The sequence below is a fragment of the Pseudomonas sp. D1HM genome (genome assembly GCF_019266105.1).
In the GTDB taxonomy this organism is placed as follows: domain Bacteria; phylum Pseudomonadota; class Gammaproteobacteria; order Pseudomonadales; family Pseudomonadaceae; genus Aquipseudomonas; species Aquipseudomonas taetrolens.
This window is the reverse complement of sequence record NZ_LRMN01000009.1, coordinates 129,770-150,576: the sequence shown is the minus strand read 5'-3', so window position 1 is coordinate 150,576 and position 20,807 is coordinate 129,770. Positions and strand designations below refer to the sequence as shown.

The following is a 20,807-nucleotide window of genomic DNA, read 5'->3' as shown; positions in this document are numbered from 1 at the left end:
TGAGCCAGCGAAAGGGCTGCAACTGATGGTTTGCATCAGCTGCAGCCTGGTTGGGCAAGACTGGTGCTTACAGAATGTTGAACGGAATGGTGGTCACCAGGCGGAACTCGTTGATGTCGCCGTCGGACTGGTTTTTGCTGGCGCGGTGAGTGGTGTAGGTAGCGCGAATGGCAGTGGCTTTCAGGGGGCCGCTCTGAATGGCATAGGACGTGCCGATGCTGTACTCGGAGTGGGTTTCATCGTCCATGCTTCTCACGTCATAGGCATCACCCTTGTACTTGGTGCCGTTAATGTCCCAGCCGCGGGCGTGGTAAGCATTGAACTTGAGGCCCGGAATACCGTACTGCGCCATGTTGATGACGTAGGCCACCTGGAAGGACTTCTCATTCGGGCCGTTGAAGTCCGAGAGCAGGGAGTTGGCCAGGTAGATGCCGTTGGTTTCGTGCAGGTAGTCGAAGTACTCGTCACCGATGACTTGCTGGTACGAGAAGGTCACGGTATGGGCCTGGTGAGTCAGGCCCATCGCCAGGCTGAAGGTATCGTTGTTGATATCCCCCATGGCTTTGCTGCCGGTGTCGACGGTTTTGTAGTAGTTGAGGTTGGTGTTCAGCCCCAGTACGGCGTTGTCACCCCAATCGTGCACCGCGCCGAAGTAGTACTGGTTCCAGAAGTCTTCAACGTGAGTGGCGTACAACGAAGTCTTCAGGTTCTTGAACGGTTGGTAGTTCACGCCGCCAACGCTGGCACGGTCGGTTTCGACGCCGGTGGCGCTGTACTCGGAGCGAAACTTGCTCAGGCTCTGTTCGGTACGCGGCGATACCCGATCAAAGGAGCCGGCATCGAAGGACAGGTTATTGAACTCTTCGCTGTGCAGGCCCACCCCCTGGAAGCTTGATGGCAGTGCACGGTTACCGATCACATCGATGGTCGGGCTGCTGAAGTTCTGTCGGCCCACGGTCAGTGTGGTGTTGGAAATGCGTGCCTGCAGGTTGGCCAGGCCGAGCTTGCTCCACTGACCCACTGCGTCGCCATCGTTGCGCGTCAGGGTACGGTTGTTGACCCCGGCAATGTCATTGGCGTCGCGGTCCAGCGCGATGGCGTTGTAGGCCGCCACCTGGGTCTTGAAACCTACCGTGCCCTGGGTGAAGCCCGAGCTGTAGTCGAGGATGGTGCCCTGTACCCAGTTAATCCGGCGCGGGGTGCTTTTTTGCACACCGTTGTCGTTATAGGTGAAGCGCCCGCCATGCCGTTTCAGTTCGTTGGCGTACCAGTTGCGGGTGGTGCCACTCAGCGTCTGCTCTTCAAAAAAACCCTTGGTTTCGCTCTGGGCGCTGCTGTCGGATTTCAGCCCGGTAGGGATGAACTCTTCTGCGTGGGCCATCGCAGTGAGGCTGCTGATGGACAAGGCGAGCACTGCGCAGCTTGTTACTTTCATGGTTGAGGCTCCTTCACTTTCTTTTTTTATTGCCGGTACTTTTTGGTTTTGCCCGGCTGTTGTGGAACGTCGTAGAACAATGCAAACGTTTGCCCGGCGCCCTTGGCCGAAATCTCACCCCTGCGCCCCCAAGCGCCGGGGTGAAGCTCAAACGGATGCGTGGAGCTAGTCGTCGAGACTGACGCCCGAGAAGGCGTTACGACCAAAGGGACTTACGGTGAAACCCTGGACCTTGGCACTCAAGGGCTGGTTGACCATCGAGTGGGCAATCGGTGTGATCGGGACTTGCTGCTTGAGCAATTGCTGTGCCTGTTTGTACAGCACGGTGCGTTGATCGCGGTCGGTCACGGCCTTGGCCTTTTTGATCAGCGTGTCGTACTGCGGATCGCACCACATGGAGTAGTTGTTTCCGCCGATCGCGTCGCAGCTGTAAAGCGTGCCCAGCCAGTTGTCCGGGTCACCGTTGTCGCCGGTCCAGCCGATCAGGCTGACGTCGTGCTCGCCATTTTTGGTGCGCTTGATGTACTCGCCCCATTCATAGCTGACGATCTTGACCTTGAGCCCGATCTTGTCCCAGTCCGACTGCAGCATTTCGGCCATCAGCTTGGCGTTGGGGTTGTACGGGCGTTGCACCGGCATGGCCCAGAGAGTGATCTCGGTGCCTTCCTTGACTCCGGCCGCCTTGAGCAGCGCTTTGGCTTTCTCCGGGTTGTAGGCAGCGTCGGTAATGGTCTCGTCGTAGGACCATTGGGTGGGCGGCATCGCATTGACGGCTTTCTGCCCGGCGCCCTGGTACACCGCTTTGAGAATCGCGTCCTTGTTGACGGCCATGTCCAGCGCCTGGCGCACCTGGAGCTGGTCAAACGGCTTGTGCTGCACGTTGTAGGCGATGTAACCAAGGTTGAACCCGGGTTTCTCAATGACTTGCAGCTTGGGGTCGGCCTTGAGGCTGGCCACGTCTGCCGGGCGCGGGTTGAGTGACACCTGGCATTCGTTTTTACGCAGCTTTTGCATGCGTGCCGAGGCATCGGTATTGATCGAGAAAATCAGGTTGTCGAGTTTGACCTGATCCGGTTTCCAGTAGTCCTTGTTGGCGGCATAGCGGATGTTCGAGTCTTTTTGATAGCGCTGAAAGACATACGGGCCGGTGCCGACAGGTTTCTGGTTGATGTCGCTGGGCTTGCCGCTCTTGAGCAACTGATCGGCGTATTCGGCCGACAGAATGGCAGCGAAGCTCATCGCCAGGTTTTGAATGAACGCTGCGTCCACCGAATTGAGTTTCATGACCACGGTCATCGGGCCGGTCTTCTCGACGCTGGCGATGTTCTTGTCCAGGCTCATGCCGGTGAAGTAAGGAAACTCGGTGGGGTACGCCTTGCGAAACGGGTGTTCGGGGTTGAGCATGCGGTTGAAGGTGAACAGCACGTCATCAGCGTTGAAATCGCGGGTCGGGGTGAACCATTTGGTGGTGTGGAACTTCACGCCATCGCGTAAATGAAAGGTCCAGGTCAGGCCATCTTCGGAAATATCCCAGCGCGTTGCCAGGGCAGGGCCGGCTGCGGTGCCGCCCTTTTCAAATTCGGCGAGGCGGTTGTAGATCGGTTCGGCCGCATCGTTGTCGGTGGCGGTCGTGTACTGCGCGGTGTCAAACCCGGCCGGGCTGCCTTCGGAGCAAAATACCAGGCTGTTGGCCGCACTTGCCAAAGGGCTGCCGGCCAGTACACCGGCGCTGAGCAATACAGATAAAACCAGAGGGTTGCGCATGGCGTGCCCTGTCCTTTTATTGTTGTTTAGGCCTGGGCTCGCGCCTCTTCAAGGGCGCAGGCACACAGGGTGTCGATATCTTCAGCTACGGTGCTGCACCCCACGCAAGAGGCTGCCCCTGCGTCGACCTTAGGGGGGCGATACAGGGGGAGTAAATGCGTTGGGCCTGACAAATTTGTGGGAAATATCTTGGCGTCCTATCGCCTCTGCTGTAGTTCGCAGTGGCTTCAGGATGAAAGGGATTTCCGCTTTCCATGCAGACACCGGAGTGCGTTTTTAACCCGCACTCCGGTGATCCATTTATTTGCTGACGCCCACCCCGTAGAAGGAGACCAGTCCTAGTGGGCTGATCTTGAAGTCCTGTACGTTGTTGCGCATTGGCTGGTACACCGTGGAGTGTGCGATAGGCGTCATCGGCACTTGCTCTTTAAGCAGGTGCTGAGCCTGTTGGTACAGCTTGGTCCGCTCGTCGACATTGGTGGTGGCCTTGGCCGCCTTGATCAGCTTGTCGAACTCGGGATTGCACCACTTGGAGAAGTTGTTGCCGCTGATCGCGTCGCAGCCGAACAGGGTGCCGAGCCAGTTGTCCGGGTCACCGTTGTCGCCACTCCAGCCAATCAGCATGGCGCCGTTCTCACCGCCTTTGGAGCGCTTGATGTACTCGCCCCATTCATAGGTCATGATCTTGGCCTTGATCCCGATTTTGGCCCAGTCCGACTGCAGCATTTCAGCCATCAGTTTGGCGTTCGGGTTGTACGGGCGCTGTACGGGCATGGCCCACAGAGTGATTTCGGTGCCTTCCTTGATCCCGGCTTCCTTGAGCAGCGCTTTGGCTTTCTCCGGGTTGTAGGCGGCATCCTTGATCGTCGGGTCGTAAGACCACTGGGTTGGCGGCATGCCGTTGACGGCCAGTTGCCCCGCGCCCTGATACACCGAGTCGATGATTTGCTGTTTGTTCACGGCCATGTCCAGCGCCTGACGCACTTTGAGCTGGGCCATCGGGTTTGGCTGGTCGCTGCCCTTGATCTTGTCCATCACGTTATAGGCGATGTAGCCAACGTTGAAGCCAGCCTGTTCAGGCATCTTCAGGTTCGGATCTGCTTTCAGCGCTTGAAGGTCGGCCGGGCGTGGATACAACGTGACCTGGCATTCATTCTTTTTCAGTTTTTGCATGCGCACCGACGGATCGGTGGTGATGGCGAAAATCAGGTTATCGATTTTGACGTCTTCAGGCTTCCAGTACTCCTTGTTGCCGGTGTACCGGATGTTGGAGTCTTTCTGGTAGCTCTTGAACACAAACGGGCCAGTGCCAATCGGCTTCTGGTTGATATCGGAAGGTTTGCCTTCCTTGAGCAGCTTGTCGGCGTATTCGGCAGATTCGATAGAAGCAAAGTGCATGGCCATGTTCTGAATGAACGCGGCATCCACAGTGTTCAGGGTGAACTTGACGGTCTTGTCATCGAGCTTTTCCACCTTGGCGATGTTTTTATCCATGCCCATGTCGGTGAAATAAGGGAATTCGGTGGGGTAGGCCTTACGGAACGGCATGTCCTTGTCGAGCATGCGGTTGAAGGTGAAGAGCACGTCGTCGGCGTTGAACTCGCGGGTCGGCTTGAAGTACGGCGTGGTGTGGAACTTGACCCCGTCACGCAAATGGAAGGTGTAGGTCAGGTTATCGGGGGAAATATCCCAGCGGGTCGCCAGGCCGGGCTCCACTTTGGTGCCGCCACGTTCGAACTGGGTGAGCCGGTTGTAAATGGTTTCGGCCGATGCGTCGAAATCAGTACCGGTGGTGTACTGACCCGGGTCAAAGCCGGCCGGGCTGCCTTCAGAGCAATACACCAGATTATTCGCAGCTTGGGCGAAAGGTGCACTTGCCAGCAGGCTGGCGCCCACTAAAAACGGAATGACCGCGTGTTTGAACATGGTGGCCTCATGATTTTTGTCATTTTTGAGTTGAGGGCGACCTTGTGAGTCGACCCGGCGATACTTATGCACAGCCCATACCCAATGCAATATGCGTATAGGGTTCACGTATGAAAATGTGGAACGATCGTACAGGAATGTCGCATTTATATAATTTTTGACGCATTTGAACGTTTGCGTCCCGATTTTTGACTCATTTACTTACACGTTATGGGGCGTTAGAACACTGCGTTGCCCTGTTTTAGGTCAGAGGTGTTACTTATCTAGACTCTTGATTTCAAAAGATGTCGGTCGTTATTGATTCGTCTTGTAGGACGCATCCTTTTAAAGATAGGAAGGTCTGTAGGACTTTTATCCAGAGCATAAAAAAGCCCCCGAAGCAGGAGTGCTTCAGGGGCTTGTAGGACGCCGAACCGTCTTACGGCATCTGGACTTCAATCACGCCATCGGCGCTCATGCTGACTTCACTGGTGCCGGCTTCGATCTCGGGTGTGGGCGCCGAGTCCATGGCCGGCGCAGCGGCTTTCATCATCATTTCGCTGCGCATGTAGGGTTGCGGATAGCCATTGCTGTTCAGGTTCAGGTTGACGATCTTGTAACCCTTGCCCCCCAGCGCATCGGTGGCCATTTGTGCTCGAGCCCTGAACGCATTGACGGCATCTTTAAGCAAGGCATCCTGGCTGGCGATGCGGGTTGCCTTGGCTACGGTGAATTGCATGCTGCCCATTTTCAGGGTTTGCATCAGATCACCGGTGAGCTTGGACAGTGCGGCAAAGTCGGCACTTTCCAGGCGCAGTTCGGCGCGTTCACGCCAGGCGGTGATCTTCTGGGACTTGTTGTCGTAAACCGGATAACTGTTGCGGCTGCCCTGACGCAGGGTCACGCCCTTGACTTGCTTGGCTTCACCGATGGCCTTGTTCATGGCAGTGGTGATCTCGGCTGCCAGCTTGGCCGCATCGGTATTTTGCGCCTCGGTGTACAGCGTCACGACCATCAAGTCGCGTGGGACTTCCTGGCTGGCTTCAGCGCGCAGGGATATCTGGTTGTAATGAACGTCTTCAGCCAACGCCGGCAGACTGGCAAGTGCGCCAATGCTGAGGGTCAGAAGGGCTGCTGTACGCTGGAATGTAAACATGGAAGCTCCTTGTGGGTAACGCCATGCAGTGTTGTGTTGGCTGGCGTCAAACCTTTAAGACTGTAGAAGGTGGCCATCAGTTCGCCCAATTACATTTTCAATACATCTGGCGTGGGGCGTCGACCTTGTAGCGGCTGACTTTGCGCCTGGCCTCAATCCTCAAAAAAACACTGTGGCCCATTGCCGCAGTTTTGCCTGTCAGGCCATCAGCTTGGTTATACTCCCTGCGATCCGCCTGGAGCGCTCATCAGGAGAGCTCATGCTCGCCCCCGTACAGTTATTGTCTGCGACTCGTCAGAACCTCTGGCGCCTTACGTTTATCCGCATGTTGGTGCTGGCTGCCCAGGCCGGCTCCGTAGGTTTTGCGTATCTGTTTGATTTGCTGCCGCTGCCCTGGTTCGAGCTGGGTGTCACCCTCGGCTGTTCCATGCTGCTGTGCGCGTTTACCGCCATCCGGTTGCGCACCACGTGGCCGGTGACAGAGCTGGAGTACGCACTGCAACTGGCCTGTGACCTGTTTATCCACAGCGCCCTGTTGTACTTCTCCGGGGGCTCGACCAATCCCTTCGTGTCTTATTACCTGGTGCCGCTGACGATTGCGGCAGTGACACTGCCCTGGCGTTATTCGCTGGTCTTGACCGGCATTGCGCTGGCGCTTTATACGCTGTTGCTGCTGCAGTTCTACCCGGTCGATACGGTGCCGTTCTTCCGCGAGCAGCTGCAGATTTACGGGATGTGGCTAAGCTTTGCGCTGTCAGCGGCCGTGATTACCTTCTTTGCCGCCAAAATGGGTGAAGAGTTGCGCCGTCAGGAAGAACTGCGAGCCCTGCGACGTGAAGAAGGCTTGCGAGACCAGCAGTTGCTGGCCGTTGCGACTCAAGCGGCCGGTGCTGCCCATGAGCTGGGTACACCCTTGTCGACCATGAGCGTGTTGCTCAAGGAGATGCGCCGGGACCATCTCGATCCGGAGCTGCAAGACGATTTGAGCGTACTTCAGGATCAGGTCAAATTGTGCAAAGAGACCTTGCAGCAACTGGTGCGTGCTGCCGAGGCCAATCGCCGGCTGGCCATTGAGGTTCAAGATGTCACGCAGTGGCTCGATGAGGCCTTGAACCGCTGGCACCTGATGCGCCCTGAAGCCACCTATCGCTTTCAGTGTCTGGGGCACGGGCCGGTTCCACGCTTGGCGCCGCCCCCGGACTTGACCCAGGCGTTGCTCAATTTGCTCAACAATGCAGCCGATGCTTGCCCGGAAGGGCTGGAAGTCAGCGTCGACTGGGATGCGGTTGATCTGACGATCAGTATTCGTGATCACGGTGCAGGTGTACCGTTGGCCATCGCCGAACAAATCGGCAAACCCTTTTTTACCACTAAGGGCAAAGGCTTCGGTCTGGGCCTATTCTTGAGCAAAGCCAGCGTGACACGTGCTGGCGGCTCGGTAAAACTCTACAGTCATGAGGATGGCGGCACGCTCACCGAGCTGCGCCTGCCGCGTGTCGCCCGAGGAAACGAAAATGAGTGAAGAAATTCAGGTCGAAGGCGAAGAACTGCCGCATTTGTTGCTGGTAGATGATGACGCCACGTTTACCCGTGTCATGGCTCGCGCCATGAGCCGCCGCGGTTTCCGCGTCAGCACGGCGGGCTCTGCCGAAGAAGGACTGATTCTGGCGCAACAGGACCTGCCCGATTTCGCTGCGCTGGACCTGAAAATGGACGGTGATTCAGGCCTGGTCTTGCTGCCCAAGCTGCTTGAGCTTGATCCCGAAATGCGGGTTGTGATTCTCACGGGTTATTCGAGCATCGCTACGGCTGTTGAGGCGATCAAGCGCGGCGCCTGCAATTACTTGTGCAAACCGGCTGATGCCGACGACGTGCTGGCGGCGCTGCTGTCCCAGCACGCGGATCTTGAGACGCTGGTGCCGGATAACCCGATGTCGGTTGACCGTCTGCAGTGGGAGCACATCCAGCGCGTGCTGGGTGAGCATGAAGGCAATATCTCCGCAACGGCCCGTGCGCTGGGCATGCACCGTCGTACCCTGCAGCGCAAACTGCAAAAGCGTCCGGTTCGGCGCTGAGCCAGGCAGATTGCACACTGTAAACCGGTCTTGCCGAGCGGTTTGCAGCGGGCCCTCCGTGCTAGAGTGCCGGGTCCCGCGTTCCTGGATTCTGTCATGAGTTTTTTACTTCGCAGTGCCGCGCTCGGTGTGATGCTGACCAGTTTGCCACTGGCCGCTGCGCCCACCGTTGCCCCCCTGTTGCACGCACAGTTTTTGCCGGTAGATGATCTGCAGTTGCGCGCCGAAAAGCCCGAGCAACAGCAGTTGATGCTGGTGACCTCATATTCCGTGGTGGTGGGCAATCAGCGTCAATCCAATCAGCAGCCGATCCCGGTGACGTCACCTCTATGGGTGCGTTTGAAAGGCAAGCCGATGAGCCAGGGCGCGACCGTCAGCCAAGTACTGATTTCTTTTGATGGTGAAAGCAAAAGCCTGAAAAAGCCCGTATTTGACCGTAAAACCCGGACGTTGACCTTGTCTTATCCCCTGGCCCAATACCGTGTCGTAATGGATTTACTGCGTAACGATACGGTCTATTGCCAGTTTTTGACCTATGCCAATGGCCATATTTGGGCCGACTTGCACACCGGCAGCGTGCGCGCACGTTGAGCCTTGGGTAAACTGCGGGCCCCGTGAAGTATCAGCAGGCTGGAGTCGGACATGCGTAAAGATAAGAAGCAGTTGATTGGTGATGAAATTGGCGATGAGCAGATCAAGTTGTTCCTGGACTTTGAACCCGTAGACGCCACTTCGCCCTCGCTGCATAAACTGATCAAAGCCTATCGCGGTCTGCGTATTGACGACTTTGAACGCTTCCTGACGTTCTTCAAGGAAGCCGGGTATGACCTTGATGGCAAGGATGAGCACGGTCAGACATTCGTCGACATCATCAAGGATCAGCGCAACGCCGAAGAGTACATTGAGCTTATCGAGAAGGCTCGCGGCTAAGCGGCATGACATCGATCTAAACCTGCAGGGCCGGGCCAGTCTCGCAAGGGCGTCCATGTGAGCGGTCAGCGTTGTCCACATCGCGGGACGCGCATGCTCCTGCAGGAGATTGAAGGCGTAAACCGGGTTTACGCGGTAGCAAAGACTTTCCTCTGATTCCACCGCCTGCTTCTATTCCCTCTCCCCATTCAAGACAGATCCCACAGGCTCAGTGCTGTTTGCTGCGCGATGTATCTGCGCGTGCCAACAATACTGAAGCTGACATCGAAGATGTCAGGGGCTCGCAGGACTGCGAGCAGATGGCTAACTGAAAGGGAATTTAATGATGCGGTATTCACTCAGGTGGGCGACACGCCTGTGTCTTGGTCTTGGACTCAGTGTGCTGTCTTCGGGGGCATTGGCGGTTGATGAGGTGCTGGAGGTCGAGATTTTTAACGCCACGCCTTACAGCATCTCCCCGGGGGAAGATTTTTCGCTGCTGGAACGTCCGGACAATTCAGGTCATGACTTTATCGTCGAGTCCCGGACCAGTCAGGAGTTGCTGTACTACTTGCCGGAGTCGCGAGGCACCGAGACATTTACCTATCGCCAGGGCGAGCAGGCGTGTCTGTTTGGCTTTGGCCATTTAACGCCGGGGGCCAGCACCATCAACCGCTGGGCCAACGCAAAATCAATCGGTTCGGTGGAGATCGCCTGCGCTGCAGAACTCCTCGCCGTCCCCGACCATGATGAGTTCGTGCGCAACGGCGGTACGCGGGTGCTGTTCACGATGGGATAGCAAAGGCTCCGTGCAACAAAAAGCCCCTAGCCATAAGGACAGGGGCTTTTTGCGTCGCATCACGGGTGCAGCAGTGTTACGCGATGCTGGTGTTCGGCTCTACCAGTTCCAGCAACTCGGAGTTGCGGGTGCTGATTTCACGGTACAGCTCAGCATCGGTCTCAAGGGTTTTTTCCCGTGCCGGGAAAATTTCCTTGAGCTTGGTCGCCCACTCGCCAGCGGCTTTTTGCGGGAAGCAGCGTTCGATCAGGTCGAGCATGATCGATACCGTCACCGAAGCGCCTGGAGAGGCACCGAGCAGGGCGGCCAATGAGCCGTCCTTGGCTGCAACCAGTTCGGTACCGAACTGCAGCACGCCGCCTTTTTTAGGGTCTTTCTTGATGATCTGAACCCGTTGGCCCGCGATCTCAAGACGCCAGTCTTCGGCCTTGGCCTGCGGGTAGAAGCGACGCAGGGAGTCCAGACGTTGCTCCATCGATTGACGGACTTCACTGACCAGATACTTGGTCAGATCCATATTGTCACGGGCGACGGCGAGCATTGGCCCGATATTGCCCAGTCGAATCGACATGGGCAGGTCCAAGAACGAACCGTGCTTGAGGAACTTGGTTGTGAAGCCGGCATACGGTCCAAACAACAGGGACTTTTTACCGTCCACGACACGGGTGTCCAGGTGCGGTACCGACATCGGTGGGGAGCCTACGGCCGCCTGGCTGTAGACCTTGGCCTGGTGAAGCTTGACCACTTCCGGGTTGTCGCAACGCAGCCACTGGCCGCTGACCGGGAAACCGCCGTAGCCTTTGCTTTCTTCAATGCCCGAGGCTTGCAGCAGCGGCAAGGCCGCGCCACCGGCACCGAGGAACACGAATTTGGCATCGATGTGGCGCGTGTTGCCGCTGTTGGTGTCTTTGATGCTCACTGTCCAGCCGCTGCCATTGCGCTTGAGGCCAGTGACTTTTTTGCTGTACTTGATCTGTGTATCGGGTGCGCTGGCCAAATGCTTGAGCAGTTGTTTGGTCAGAGCGCCGAAGTTGACGTCGGTGCCGTGCATGACACGGGTGGCGGAGATGACTTCGTCTGCCGGGCGGCCCGGCATCATCAATGGCATCCACTCAGCCATTTTTGCCTTGTCTTCGGTGTATTCCATGTCTGAAAACGCATGGTGCTTGCTCAGCACTTCAAAGCGTTTTTTCAGGAAGGACACACCTTTTTCACCTTGCACGTAGCTCAGGTGAGGCACTGGGCTGATGAAGGATTTGCATGAACCGAAGGTCCCTTGTTGCGCCAGGTAGGCCCAAAACTGTTTCGAGACTTCGAACTGTGCATTGATGTGCACAGCCTTTTTGATGTCGATCGAACCGTCAGCCGCTTGCGGCGTGTAGTTCAATTCGCACAGCCCGGCGTGGCCGGTGCCTGCGTTGTTCCACGGGTTGGAACTCTCCGCAGCACCTGAGTCCATCTGCTCAACAACTTCCAGCTTAATGCCGGGGTCGAGCTCTTTGAGCAGTACGGCGAGGGTGGCACTCATGATGCCCGCTCCAACCAGTACTACGTCGACTGCTTCGTTATGCGCCATTAACGCGTCTCCAAAATCTACGGCACCAAATTGACGGCATAGCTGCCAGGTGTCCCGAGGCGAACATCAGGTAGGGCCTCAGGTCACGCATGGCCGGGATCGCCATGTCCGATTCTTCGCAATTCCTTGCAACTTCAGCGCACGCTCCGACCGGGCCATCAAGGTTCATATGAACGCATTTCAGAACTCGGGAGGCAATTCGACTTAAGGTCAAGAGCGTCCGTTTGTGCAACCAAATCCGTAAGCGGACAGGCTTTCAGTCTTGTGCTGTGGAGCCGACTTCGATCCTGCTTGGTGAGACTGTTTCAGACGCTAATGGTGCATGTTCAGACGCAAAACTTTTCATTTGCTCGCCACACTCTTGTGAAGTTGTGAAAACCCGTTTTTTTCACGCTCTTTTGAAGACGTGAACCTCAAAAAAGGGCTGCCGCATGCCAGGCACTGTCCCGTGGATGGTCTGCCGTCCTGGAGTACAGGATGGGCACGACGGGCAAAAACGCAGTGGCCGAGCAAAATGGCAGCTCTGGCAGATCGAAAAAGGCCGGGGGATTGCAGAATGAACAGCAAGCACGCCAGCGTTACACGATCTGTGTGGGCGGCTCTCTGTGGGCGGTGCGGGGGAGCTAATACAAGCGCATTAGCGGTGCTGCGAGGCCCGATCAGGAGACGTCCTTATAATCGGGGGGAGATTGTAGCGAAGAAACGCGGGCAATTGATCCTGTTTAATGACTTTTATTGGTTTGCCGATTAAACGCCTGGCAGCAGTTGCACCCTTGGGTGCGCCGCAGGCGCGTGAATACGGGCGCTGGCAGGTAATACCTGGTGCAACCAGTTGAGGCGAATTTCCTCGATTTCGATCCAGTGGTTGCCCGCCGGCGCTTGCCTGCATTGTTTAAATGCCTGGCAGCGGCCTTCAGCATCCAGGCGCGCAAAGCAACGGTGAGGGAGAGCGAAACCGAATAGCGACCAAAACCTGTTCATGGGCAAGCACCTCTGAAGTCCATGGGCCAGACAATGCCTGCGCGATGTGACACCGCGATGTAATGCCCATGACACCGCGGTGACAGTTAGCGGCTAGTTAGCGGGGGTGGAGCACCGCTATACTGGCAACCTGTTTTACCTGTCCTGGAGAAGTGAGCATGTTGCAACGCCTGTTGTTCGGTTTGATTACTGTGACCAGTTTGACTCTGGTCGGCTGCGCCCACAGCCCGCAACAACTCAGCCCGCAACCCAAGTTGACCACTCAACTTGCACCAGTCGGTCGCGGCCAGCCGGTGGTGGTTCGCGTGGTGGATGGTCGTCCATCGCCAACCTTGGGCACCCGCGGTGGCATGTATCCCGAAACCAGCGCGATCAGCGTCAGCAGCGCTGACCTGATTCCAAAACTGCAGGCCCAGGCCGAAGCTGCCGTGCGCTTGCTGGGTTACACACCAACGTCCAATGCGATCAATGCACCCACGTTGACCGTAACGTTGACCGAGCTGAAGTATCAGTCGCCTAAAGACACCATGTACGTCACAGAGGCCACGATCGGCGCGACCTTTCGTTCTGATGTGAAGAACGGCGGTCGTACCTACAACGGCCGTTATGGCGCATCACTGGATCAGCGTTTCGGCATGGCGCCGAATCAGGAAACCAACACCAAACTGGTGAGCGATGTCCTGAGCGATGCCTTGACGCGTGTATTCAAAGACCCGTCAATCGGTCGTCTGCTGGGCGAGTAATTGCGTCGCTAAACAAAAAGCCCGAACTCATTGAGTTCGGGCTTTTTTTTGAGCAATTCCTTCAGGCCGCTTCGGCATACAGCTCAAGACGACTCACGCCAGTGAGCAAATCCAGTTCAGGTAAATCGGCGTGGGCATGGCCGCTCAGGGCGCAATAGACCAGCCAGTGACGATCCTGAACGTTAAATGCCAGGCCTTCGATCAATGCCTGCTGTTCGTCGCTGGGGGCGATCAGATAAAGGCGGTCCTGGTTCTCTGCGTGCAGCATGACAAACTCCGTGTCGGTATCGAGGGGGCACAGGGTGGCCTCTCTACATGACGATACGGTGACATCCAGAATTAAACGTTCTTGCCCTGTAGGGGCGAGCTTGTCGCGATACGGTCAACGCGCTTCTTTGAGTGATCGCAGTGAGACCATTGCGAGCACGCTCGCTCCTACAGGGGGCCGGGTTATAGCGGCAAGCCGGCTTTGACCCGGTACTGGTTGCGTACAGGGGTCGCATATTGCAGCACCAGGTATGGGCGATGCTCGGCAGGGCAGGCGTCCAGGCGACGTTGCCACTCTTGCTGGGCCTTTGCCAGCTCTTCGGCCGGGAACACTTGAGCCGCCGCGGGCACCTGCAATTGCGGGTCCGCTTCGGCCCATTGCGCATACGCCAGGTAATGAGCCGGAAACAGGCGATAGCCGCTGAGAATATGCCGGTCCATTTCGGTTGCCAGCAATTTGCTGTCTTCGAAGGGTTCGGTAACCGGAGCCGCGAAGTTCACATGCACGCGGCCCTTGTAGCCGGTAATGCCGTTGGCGATGCTGGTGTCGTCTTCACCGGGTGTCTTGCTGTAGGTGCCGGTGGTTGCACGGATGTACAGCTCGCGCGCCTTCGCCTGATCACATGGATCGTATTCGTAGCTGATCGACACCGGTGTCAGGTTCAGTGACTGGATGACCTCGGCGAAAGGCTCGTTTTTACGGCTCATGTGGAACATTTTGAGGATCGCAGAATCGGTACGGTCGTCACCGTCCTTGGCGCGACCTTCGGCCTGGGCAATCCAGATCGACTGGCAATCGTTGCGAATCGAGTGATTGATATAGGCCGAGAGCAATTGATACGCCGCCAGCTTTTCACGTCGACCGGTGATGGAGCGGTGCACGATAAAGCTTTTGTTCAGCCGCATCAGGTCGCTGACAAACGGCTTTTGCAGCAGGTTGTCACCGATGGCGATACGCGGTGTCGGCAGGCCTGCGTGATACACCGCGTAGTTAACGAACGCGGGGTCCATTACGATATCGCGATGATTGGCCAGGAACAGGTAAGCACTGCCTGACTTCAGGTGTTCGACACCGGTGTAGGTCACGCCATCAGTGGCATGCTCGATGGTTCGGTCGACGTACACTTCGACTTTGTCCTGCAGGGTTGCGACCGACGTGACGCCCGCGAACTCCTTGCGCAGGCGATGCGATATAAGAGGTTTTAACAGCCAGCCGAAAGCGCCTGCCAGGCGCGGGAAGCGAAAGTGGGTCAGGATATCTAGAAACGCCTTGTCGCTGAGCAGCCGGGCCAGCACTGCTGGGACTTCGGCGTCGTCGTAAGGTCGGATGGTATCGAATTCGCCCATCATGCTCTCTTGTTGGAAACGGCTAGGGTAAGTACATAAGGCAGGGCAAAAAAAATAGCCCTGCAAATAGACCGGCGATTATACGCACAAGTCACTCTGGAGACCGCGATGCTTGAAACCGAAGCCTATGAATGCCCTTATTGCGGCGAGCCTGCCGAAGCGGTGCTTGATCTTTCCGGGGGGGACCAGACGTATGTTGAAGATTGCCCTGTGTGCTGCCGGCCGATTGTTTTCCATTTGCAGACTGACGGTCAGGAATGGATGCTCGATGTTCACAGTGAGAACGAGTAACGGGTGAGCTCATGCAACGCATCTATGAACCGGAAAACCTGATGGAAGCCGAACTGCTGCTGGGGATGCTGGCCAGTGAAGGAATCGAGGCCCGTCTTCAGGGGCGCGACCTGATCGGCGGCACCGGAGAGCTGCCTGCATTGGGTTTGTTGGGGCTGACAGTGGCCGATGATCAGGCCCTGTACGCCCGTGAGTTGATCGATGCGTACAATGCCGCTTCGCCGGTGGCGGGCGATGAGCCCGAGAGCTTCCCGGATGTGCTGGTCTGCTAAGGCCAGCGACTGTTTTTCACTGCTATATAGAAAAGAGTTGTGCTGCCCCATGTGTGGACGTTTTGCCCTGTTTCGCTGGAACCCTGCCTTTGCAGCCTTGCCCGGTTTTCCGGCGGACCAGCAGGCCCAGTGGAATATTTCGCCCAATGACTCGGTATTGATCCTGCGAACAGGTGCCGAGCCGGATCAGCGCGAGCTGGCGCGGGCGCGCTGGGGTTTGACCCCGCCGTGGCTGACCGACCTCTCGCGAACACCGGCCCACGCCCGTGCTGAAACCCTGGCCGAGCAACCGATGTTTCGTGACGCGTTTCGCCAGCGGCGTTGTCTGATCCCTGCCAATGGTTTTTATGAGTGGCGCGGCACCACAAGAAAGCGTCCTTACTGGTTGACGCCGGGTGAGGGCGCTTCACTTTTTTTTGCCGGTATCTGGGAGGCTTATCCGGTCGAGGGGCACGTATGGTTGAGCACTGCGGTGGTGACTCAGGCTGCCGCCAGTCAGCGCCGCCCGCTGATTCTGGATGAGGCCGGGCAGCGTGCCTGGCTTGATCCGAAAACCCCGTTGCCGGTATTGCAGGCGCTGCTGGCCAGCGCACAATTGCCGTTGCGCGAGCGACCCTTGGCCAATCTGGTCAACGATCCCAAACTCAATGCCCCCGAGTGCCTGACGCCGGGTTGAGAGGCGGTTCTGCTACGATGCGTGTCATCTTTATGGAGAGTTTTGATGGGTAAGTTATCGGTAGTGTGCGTGGTGGGCGCCGGCTTGTTGCTCGGCGGTTGCCAGTCGGTGAATACCACCAATGGTGGTGCCGTAGGCGTTGAACGCAAGCAGTACATGTTCAGCATGCTGTCGAGCCAGCAAGTCGACCAGATGTATGCGCAGTCGTACCAGCAGACAGTTGGAGAAGCCAACAGCAAGGGGGTTCTGGACAAGACCAGCACCAACGCCAAGCGCTTGCAGGCGATTGCCAAGCGGCTGATTGCCCAGGCGCCGGCGTTTCGCCCTGATTCGGCGCAATGGGATTGGGAAGTCAACTTGATCAAGAGCGACGAGCTCAATGCCAATTGCGGCCCTGGTGGCAAGATCATCTTCTACAGCGGGATCATTGATCAGCTGAAGCTGACCGACGACGAAATCGCGGCAATCATGGGGCACGAAGTTGCCCACGCCTTGCGCGAGCACAGCCGTGAGTCCATGTCCAAGGCTTATGGTATCGAGATCGCCAAGCAGGGCGCCGGTGCGTTGCTGGGGCTGGGCCAGGACAGCCTCGGCCTGGCCGACACCGTGGTCAACTACAGCCTGACCTTGCCCAACAGCCGCAGCAATGAAAACGAAGCGGATCTGATCGGTCTGGAGTTGGCTGCGCGTGCAGGCTACAACCCGAATGCGGCCATCACCCTGTGGCAGAAGATGTCCCGCCAGTCTCAGAGTGCGCCGCCTGAATTCATGAGCACTCACCCGGCTTCGGCCAGCCGGATCGCGGCCCTTGAAGCGGCGATCCCGAAGGTGATGCCGCTTTATCAGCAAGCCTCGAAAAAATAGTAGCGCCCTCGGAGCGGGGTGATCGGGCAGGGCCCTGAACCTGCAGGGGCGAGCGCCTGCAGGAACCTGTGGTGCGGTTACACCCAGCCGCTGATCACCATTGCTTTGTACACCGCCACTGCCGCCAGTACGAAGAATGCCGTTGCTGCCAGGCGACGGATCAGGGTCAGCGGCAGTTTGTCTGCGGCAAAGTTGCCGGCCAATACCACCGGCACGTTGGCAATCAGCATGCCCAGCGTGGTGCCGATGATGACCAGCCATAAATCGGGATACTGCGCGGCCAGCATCACGGTTGCGACTTGGGTCTTGTCGCCGATTTCAGCAATGAAGAACGTAATCAGGGTTGTGACGAAAGGGCCGTACTTGCGTGCGGTACTGGCTTCGTCGTCGTCCATTTTGTCGGGCACCAGGGTCCACAGGGCTGTGGCGGCGAAGCTCGCTGCGAGGATCCAGTGCAGCGTGACGTCCGAAAAGAAGCTCCCGAACCAGGCGCCTACGGCACCGGCGGCCGCATGGTTGGCCAGGGTCGCAGCCACGATGCCGGCGATAATGGGCCAGGGTTTGCGAAAACGGGCGGCGAGAATGAGTGCGAGCAGTTGCGTCTTGTCGCCGATTTCGGCCAAGGCAACGATTGCAGTAGGAACGAGCAGGGAATCGAGCATCATCAGGTGGTTTCCAGGGGCGGGTCGACACGGCTATGACACGTACAGCCTTCCCGCCCCGGGTAAGGTGTTCGTGTCATAGGTCTTGTCAAACCCCGGTCCGTCTGTGCGGACACCTGGGTCGCATGCACCATGGTCTGTTGACCAAGTATGTTGACGCATGCCGGACGAGCGTGGCGCTCGTGGGAGACTACTCCCCTAGGACGGAGCGGATTCTGCCTAGGCAAATCCGATCCGGCAAGCCTTGTTTTGCAAAATTCCTCAGCGGCGCTTGGCGCTGTAGATCCGGAACCCTTGTCCTTCGGCCTTGACCCTGCAAGGCCCCAGGTGCTCTTCGATCAGTGGCTGGTAGCGCAGGAAGCTGTTGGCCACAAGGCGAAGTTCGCCACCTGATTTAAGATGTTTGACTGCTTTTTGCAGCAAGTTTTCGGTGGCGTGGTAATCGGTATGAACGCCGACATGGAACGGCGGATTGCTCAGGATCGTGCTCAAACCCATGGGTGCGGCATCGATACCGTCGCCCGTAATCACTTCGGCCTCGAGGCCGTTGGCGGCGAGGGTCAGGCGACTGCTGGCAGTGGCGAAGGCATCCACATCGAGCAGCGTGACGTTGTTATGCGGGTAGCGGCGTTTGACCGCCGCGCCGAGGACACCTGCACCGCAACCAAAATCAAGCACATGGCCACTGGGCAGTTTGTCCAAATGTTCGAGCAGCAAGGCACTGCCGCGATCCAGGCGGCCGTGGCTGAAGACGCCAGGCAGGCTGACGACCTTGAGCGGGCCTTCGGCCAGCGCCAGTTCGTAATGCTGGGCGAGGTCCGCGAGTACCGGAGCCGCCGGGGCATTGACTACCGTGGTTTGCCACAACTGGCAATGCCGTGCGCTGTCGAGCTTGCGTGGCTTGCCGAACGGTGCCAGTTGCTTGGATGCCCCTTCGATGCCGCCCTTTTTCTCGCCGACCAAAAATACGTCCGCGCCGGGCAGGCGAGCCGCCACGGCTTTGAGCACGTAATCCGTCAGTTCCTTGGACTTGGGCAAAAACACCACGGCGGTGTCGAATCCGCGCTCGGGTACTTCTACGCCGAAATGCACGCGTCCGGGAAAGCGTGCATCCAGCGTGGTCTGATCGCCGGCGTGCCAGCACCAGCCATGTGCGTTGGGTAATTCACCCAACAGTTCGTCCGCTGGCAAACCTACCAGCAGCAACGAGCCCTGAAAGTATTCAGGCTGGCGAAGCAGTACTTCACTGCGCGGATCCATAATCTGCTCCTCAAAAAAGGGGCGCAGTCTATCAACTGACGACCCGCAGCGCTGTACCGTTGAAGAATGCGCTGGCGTTTTCGCTGAGTTGGGCGACGATCCGCTGGCGCGCCTCGCGGCTGCCCCAGGCGCTGTGCGGGGTAATGATCAGGCGCGGAATGTCTGCCGCCAGCAGCGGGTTGCCGTCACGCGGTGGTTCTAGGGTCAGTACGTCGGTCGCCGCCCCGCCCAAATGACCGCTGCGCAAGGCATCGGCCAGCGCCTGTTCATCGATTATCCCGCCCCGGGCGGTGTTGACCACAAAGGCTCCGGGTTTGAGCAACGCCAATTCGCGGGCACCGATAAAGTTTCGCGTGTGTTCATTGAGCGGGCAGTGAAAGGTCAGGGCATCGACGCGTGGCAGCAGTTCGTCCAGTGGCAAGCGATCGGCGCGGGCAGGGCGCCCCGGGATTTGCCCGATCAATACGCGCATGCCGAACGCTTCGGCCAGTTTGGCCACTGCGCTGCCCAGTTCTCCGTGGCCGAACAACCCCAGGGTTTTACCTTCCAGCTCAACAATCGGGAAGTCCAGCAAGCAAAACTGCTTGGACTTTTGCCATTCACCTGCGGTTACGGCTTTTTGGTAGTCGATCAGGCGTGTGGCCAGCGCGAGCAATAGCATCAAGGTGTGCTGGGCTACCGAAGGCGTGCCATAACCCTGGCAATTGGTGACGGTAATCCCTTGGGCGCGGGCAGCCTCAAGGTCGACATTATTGGTGCCGGTGGCGGCGATCAGGATCAGCTTCAGGTCAGGACAGGCGGCAAGGGTCTCGGCATTCAGCAGGATTTTATTGCTGATGGCCACACGGGCGCCCTGCAGGCGCTCGACCACTTGATCCGCAGAGGTGGTGTCCCACAGCTGCAACTCGCCAAAGCAGTGACGCAGAGGGTTGAGGTCAAGATCGCCGAGGTCCAGGGAAGAGTGGTCGAGGAACACGGCGCGGTGAGTGTTAATCATCAACTGTACCTTTTGTGCTGTCGAGTGAAGGCGTAATGTGGCGAGCCTAACAGAAGAAACAATTTGCAATGGAGCCGCGCATGTACTGGACAGAATTTTTGACTGTTGCCCTGATTCACTTGTTGGCGGTGGCCAGCCCCGGGCCGGATTTCGCCGTGGTGGTACGTGAAAGCGTGACCCACGGACGACGCGCCGGCCTGTTTACGGCGTTCGGTGTCGGCACGGCGATTTTCGTCCATGTCGGTTATTCGCTACTGGGCATCGGGATCATCGTGTCGCAGTCCATCGTGCTGTTCAATGCCCTCAAGTGGCTGGCGGCGGCTTACCTGTTGTACATCGGCTACAAGGCCCTGCGTGCCAAGCCGGCAGATCCGGCTGCCCTGGCGGCGGCATTGCCAGTGGGCGAGCGCACGGCGCGCGGAGCGTTCACCTCGGGCTTTGTGACCAATGGCTTGAACCCCAAGGCAACGCTGTTTTTCCTGTCGTTGTTTACCGTGGTGATCAACCCGCATACGCCGCTGTCGATTCAGGCCGGTTACGGGGTGTACCTGGCTGTCGCGACCGGGCTGTGGTTTTGCATGGTGGCCGTGCTGTTCAGCCACCAGCGTGTGCGCACAGGCTTTGCGCGCATGGGGCACTGGTTTGATCGCACCATGGGGGCGGTGCTGGTGGCGCTGGGCGTAAAACTGGCCTTTACCGAAATGCACTGACGGGATCGCGGTAGATACTCTGTTGCCAGTCAGGTCTCGGCAGCGCAGCCGGACGAGGCCCCGTTCTACTCGTCCGCGGCTACAAATTACGCGCTACATCATCTGTAGCCGCTGCCTT

At 57.9% G+C, this 20,807-nt stretch carries 22 protein-coding genes and 1 riboswitch; of the genes, 11 read left to right on the top strand and 11 right to left on the bottom strand.

The annotated features are described in order from the left end of the window. Window positions 1-67: 67 nt before the first annotated feature. The 4 genes from AWM69_RS13350 to AWM69_RS13335 all read right to left on the bottom strand — a co-directional run bounded on the left by AWM69_RS13350 (window position 68) and on the right by AWM69_RS13335 (window position 6,260). On the bottom strand, window positions 68-1,435 hold the full coding sequence (locus tag AWM69_RS13350) for an OprD family porin (RefSeq protein WP_048378193.1): 1,368 nt from the start codon (window positions 1,433-1,435) through the stop codon (window positions 68-70). A gap of 165 nt (window positions 1,436-1,600) precedes the next feature. Then, window positions 1,601-3,199 carry an ABC transporter substrate-binding protein gene (locus AWM69_RS13345; protein ID WP_131652190.1) on the bottom strand — a complete coding sequence of 533 codons (1,599 nt, stop codon included), beginning with the start codon at window positions 3,197-3,199 and terminating at the stop codon, window positions 1,601-1,603. A gap of 300 nt (window positions 3,200-3,499) precedes the next feature. Further along, window positions 3,500-5,125, bottom strand: a complete 1,626-nt coding sequence (locus tag AWM69_RS13340; RefSeq protein WP_218727118.1) for an ABC transporter substrate-binding protein — start codon at window positions 5,123-5,125, stop codon at window positions 3,500-3,502. 418 nt (window positions 5,126-5,543) lie between these two features. Beyond that, window positions 5,544-6,260 carry an SIMPL domain-containing protein gene (locus AWM69_RS13335; RefSeq protein WP_131652192.1) on the bottom strand — a complete coding sequence of 239 codons (717 nt, stop codon included), beginning with the start codon at window positions 6,258-6,260 and terminating at the stop codon, window positions 5,544-5,546. A gap of 259 nt (window positions 6,261-6,519) precedes the next feature. On the opposite strand from AWM69_RS13335, the gene AWM69_RS13330 reads away from it, so the two are divergent. The 5 genes from AWM69_RS13330 to AWM69_RS13310 all read left to right on the top strand — a co-directional run bounded on the left by AWM69_RS13330 (window position 6,520) and on the right by AWM69_RS13310 (window position 10,043). Beyond that, window positions 6,520-7,782, top strand: a complete 1,263-nt coding sequence (locus tag AWM69_RS13330; RefSeq protein WP_131652193.1) for an ATP-binding protein — start codon at window positions 6,520-6,522, stop codon at window positions 7,780-7,782. Beyond that, window positions 7,775-8,335 carry a response regulator transcription factor gene (locus AWM69_RS13325; protein WP_016779485.1) on the top strand — a complete coding sequence of 187 codons (561 nt, stop codon included), beginning with the start codon at window positions 7,775-7,777 and terminating at the stop codon, window positions 8,333-8,335. The genes AWM69_RS13330 and AWM69_RS13325 overlap by 8 nt, the downstream gene beginning before the upstream one ends. 96 nt (window positions 8,336-8,431) lie before the next feature. After that, on the top strand, window positions 8,432-8,926 hold the full coding sequence (locus AWM69_RS13320) for a hypothetical protein (RefSeq protein ID WP_131652194.1): 495 nt from the start codon (window positions 8,432-8,434) through the stop codon (window positions 8,924-8,926). Window positions 8,927-8,977: 51 nt separating this feature from the next. After that, on the top strand, window positions 8,978-9,265 hold the full coding sequence (locus tag AWM69_RS13315) for a PA4642 family protein (RefSeq protein WP_131652195.1): 288 nt from the start codon (window positions 8,978-8,980) through the stop codon (window positions 9,263-9,265). A gap of 325 nt (window positions 9,266-9,590) precedes the next feature. Beyond that, window positions 9,591-10,043, top strand: a complete 453-nt coding sequence (locus AWM69_RS13310; RefSeq protein WP_218727117.1) for a hypothetical protein — start codon at window positions 9,591-9,593, stop codon at window positions 10,041-10,043. 76 nt (window positions 10,044-10,119) lie between these two features. Here AWM69_RS13310 and mqo read toward each other — a convergent pair whose 3' ends face one another. Both mqo and AWM69_RS13300 read right to left on the bottom strand, forming a co-directional pair. Continuing rightward, window positions 10,120-11,619 (bottom strand): malate dehydrogenase (quinone), encoded by a 1,500-nt coding sequence (gene mqo / locus AWM69_RS13305; protein WP_131652196.1) that lies wholly within the window; start codon window positions 11,617-11,619, stop codon window positions 10,120-10,122. A 747-nt stretch (window positions 11,620-12,366) separates the two neighbouring features. Beyond that, window positions 12,367-12,600, bottom strand: coding sequence for a hypothetical protein (locus AWM69_RS13300; protein ID WP_218727115.1), 234 nt, complete (start codon window positions 12,598-12,600; stop codon window positions 12,367-12,369). Between the two features lie 158 nt (window positions 12,601-12,758). Here AWM69_RS13300 and AWM69_RS13295 point away from each other — a divergent pair, with 158 nt between their 5' ends. Continuing rightward, window positions 12,759-13,343, top strand: coding sequence for a YajG family lipoprotein (locus AWM69_RS13295; RefSeq protein ID WP_131652198.1), 585 nt, complete (start codon window positions 12,759-12,761; stop codon window positions 13,341-13,343). 61 nt (window positions 13,344-13,404) lie between these two features. On the opposite strand, the gene AWM69_RS13290 is transcribed toward AWM69_RS13295, so the two are convergent. Beyond that, the gene (locus tag AWM69_RS13290; protein WP_048378183.1) at window positions 13,405-13,611 is read right to left on the bottom strand and encodes a hypothetical protein; all 207 of its coding nucleotides are present in this window, start codon (window positions 13,609-13,611) and stop codon (window positions 13,405-13,407) included. Between the two features lie 182 nt (window positions 13,612-13,793). Further along, window positions 13,794-14,960 carry a 1-acyl-sn-glycerol-3-phosphate acyltransferase gene (locus AWM69_RS13285; RefSeq protein ID WP_131652199.1) on the bottom strand — a complete coding sequence of 389 codons (1,167 nt, stop codon included), beginning with the start codon at window positions 14,958-14,960 and terminating at the stop codon, window positions 13,794-13,796. A gap of 105 nt (window positions 14,961-15,065) precedes the next feature. Here AWM69_RS13285 and AWM69_RS13280 point away from each other — a divergent pair, with 105 nt between their 5' ends. The 4 genes from AWM69_RS13280 to AWM69_RS13265 are packed head-to-tail and all read left to right on the top strand — an operon-like array spanning window position 15,066 to window position 17,060. After that, window positions 15,066-15,248: a CPXCG motif-containing cysteine-rich protein gene (locus AWM69_RS13280; RefSeq protein WP_048378181.1), complete on the top strand. Its 183-nt coding sequence runs from the start codon at window positions 15,066-15,068 to the stop codon at window positions 15,246-15,248. Window positions 15,249-15,259: 11 nt separating this feature from the next. After that, entirely contained in the window at window positions 15,260-15,520 is a 261-nt protein-coding gene (locus AWM69_RS13275) for a putative signal transducing protein (RefSeq protein ID WP_131652200.1), read from the top strand. A 49-nt stretch (window positions 15,521-15,569) separates the two neighbouring features. Further along, complete coding sequence (locus tag AWM69_RS13270) at window positions 15,570-16,196, top strand: SOS response-associated peptidase (RefSeq protein ID WP_131652201.1); 627 nt, start codon at window positions 15,570-15,572, stop codon at window positions 16,194-16,196. A gap of 45 nt (window positions 16,197-16,241) precedes the next feature. Further along, the gene (locus AWM69_RS13265; RefSeq protein ID WP_218727113.1) at window positions 16,242-17,060 is read left to right on the top strand and encodes a M48 family metallopeptidase; all 819 of its coding nucleotides are present in this window, start codon (window positions 16,242-16,244) and stop codon (window positions 17,058-17,060) included. A gap of 77 nt (window positions 17,061-17,137) precedes the next feature. Here AWM69_RS13265 and AWM69_RS13260 read toward each other — a convergent pair whose 3' ends face one another. From AWM69_RS13260 to AWM69_RS13250, 3 genes are all read right to left on the bottom strand, one after another. Beyond that, window positions 17,138-17,722, bottom strand: coding sequence for a TMEM165/GDT1 family protein (locus tag AWM69_RS13260; protein WP_131652475.1), 585 nt, complete (start codon window positions 17,720-17,722; stop codon window positions 17,138-17,140). A gap of 91 nt (window positions 17,723-17,813) precedes the next feature. Then, a riboswitch (yybP-ykoY riboswitch) is annotated at window positions 17,814-17,933 on the bottom strand. Window positions 17,934-17,983: 50 nt separating this feature from the next. Continuing rightward, entirely contained in the window at window positions 17,984-18,982 is a 999-nt protein-coding gene (locus AWM69_RS13255) for a class I SAM-dependent methyltransferase (RefSeq protein ID WP_218727112.1), read from the bottom strand. A 31-nt stretch (window positions 18,983-19,013) separates the two neighbouring features. Then, window positions 19,014-19,979 carry a 2-hydroxyacid dehydrogenase gene (locus tag AWM69_RS13250; RefSeq protein WP_131652204.1) on the bottom strand — a complete coding sequence of 322 codons (966 nt, stop codon included), beginning with the start codon at window positions 19,977-19,979 and terminating at the stop codon, window positions 19,014-19,016. Between the two features lie 80 nt (window positions 19,980-20,059). On the opposite strand from AWM69_RS13250, the gene AWM69_RS13245 reads away from it, so the two are divergent. Next, a complete protein-coding gene (locus AWM69_RS13245) occupies window positions 20,060-20,689 on the top strand; it encodes a LysE family translocator (RefSeq protein ID WP_048378175.1) in 630 nt (209 codons plus the stop codon). The last annotated feature ends 118 nt before the right edge of the window (window positions 20,690-20,807 follow it).